Raw genomic sequence first — 1431 nt, forward strand, 5'->3', positions numbered from 1 at the left:
CACGATGCCGTCGCCCAGCTCGGCGACCAGCGGCCGGGCGATGCGCAGCAGCCGCAGCAGGGCCCGCGGCCCGGTGCCCGAGCCGGTGCCGTCCTGGCCGCGCGCCCGCGGCAGGATCTGCCGCAGATCGCCGGGCAGGGCCACGAACGGCAGGTCGACGAGCTCCCGGAACGGCTCGTGGGAGGCCAGCGTGACCTCGTGGCCGGCCTCGCGCAGCCGGGCGCCGAGTCCCGTGTACGGGGCCACATCACCGGTCGAGCCGGACGTCACGATCAGCACCCGCATGCCCCGAGGATAGCTTCATGCCTTGACGGTTATATAACCACGGTGGAATAGTGGCCGCTGTGCCCGTGGATGCCATCTCCGTACTCGCCGAGCCGACCCGCCGCCGGATCCTCGACGAGTTGCGGCTGGCCGACAGCAGCGTCGGCCAGTTGGTCGAGAAGCTGGCGATGAGCCAGCCCGCCGTCTCCAAACACCTGAAAGTGCTGCGCGAGGCCGGGTTCGTCACCAGTCGCACCGCTGCCCAGCAACGCATCTACTCCCTCGAGCCCGGACCGTTCCGTGCGCTCGACGCCTGGCTGGCGCCGTACCGCCAGTTGTGGACCCGGCACCTGGACGCCCTCGAACGCCACCTGGAGGAATCATGAAGGCTGACTTCGACCTCGGCCCGCTCGCCGACGCGACCGTCGTCGCCGACGGCGGGTCCTGGACCCTGATCTTCGTGCGGGCCCTGCCGCACCCGCCGGAGAAGGTGTGGGCCGCCCTCACCGACCCCGAGCGCCTCGACCAGTGGGCACCGTTCGCCGCCGCCCGCGACCTGTCGCGCCCCGGCGAGACCACGCTGACGATGGTCGACGGTCCCGATCGGACGGACCTGCCCGCCACCGTGCTGCGCGCGGAAGCGCCCACCCTGCTCGAATACACGTGGGGCGACGACCGGCTGCGCTGGGAGCTGGCCCCGGCCGACGGCGGCACCATGCTCACCCTGCGGCACACCTTCGCCAAGCGCGACGAGGCGCCGATGTTCGCCGCCGGGTGGCACCTGTGCGTCGCCGTGCTGGCGCCGCTGCTGGCCGGTGACCCGGTCGGGGTCATCCGCGGCCGGGACGCCACCGCTCACGGCTGGGAGGAGCTGCGCGCGGCGTACGCCCGGAAACTGCCGGGCTGACCGGCAACCTTTCCCCGCCCGCCGGTGTCAGGCAGGGTGACGGACGGGGAGAGGCAGGCCATGCGCGACGGGTTCGACGACTTCGTACGCAGCCGCAGCACCGGCCTGCTGCGGATCGCGTACCTGCTCACCGGGGACCGGCACAGTGCCGAGGACCTGGTGCAGGAGGTGCTCGAGCAGATGTACGTGAAGTGGCGCCGGATCCACAGCATGCCGGAGGCGTACGCCCGCCGGGCCCTGGTCAACCGGGCCGCCAACCG

The 1431-nt window shown here is 72.5% G+C and carries 4 protein-coding genes; 3 read left to right on the plus strand and 1 reads right to left on the minus strand.

Annotation, left to right across the window (positions count from 1 at the left end; all coding sequences use genetic code 11):
- On the minus strand, positions 1-285 hold a 285-nt coding region (locus tag AB0C29_RS48300; protein WP_360835085.1), incomplete at its 3' end, for a glycosyltransferase.
- A gap of 50 nt (positions 286-335) precedes the next feature.
- Here AB0C29_RS48300 and AB0C29_RS48305 point away from each other — a divergent pair.
- The 3 genes from AB0C29_RS48305 to AB0C29_RS48315 form a co-directional block, all read left to right on the plus strand.
- Positions 336-650: a metalloregulator ArsR/SmtB family transcription factor gene (locus tag AB0C29_RS48305; RefSeq protein ID WP_360835087.1), complete on the plus strand. Its 315-nt coding sequence runs from the start codon at positions 336-338 to the stop codon at positions 648-650.
- Entirely contained in the window at positions 647-1171 is a 525-nt protein-coding gene (locus AB0C29_RS48310) for an SRPBCC family protein (protein WP_360835089.1), read from the plus strand. The genes AB0C29_RS48305 and AB0C29_RS48310 overlap by 4 nt, the downstream gene beginning before the upstream one ends.
- 60 nt (positions 1172-1231) lie before the next feature.
- On the plus strand, positions 1232-1431 hold a 200-nt coding region (locus AB0C29_RS48315), incomplete at its 3' end, for a sigma factor (protein ID WP_360835091.1).

Origin of the sequence: Actinoplanes sp. NPDC048791 (assembly GCF_040650095.1) — a bacterium.
Lineage (GTDB): Bacteria > Actinomycetota > Actinomycetes > Mycobacteriales > Micromonosporaceae > Actinoplanes.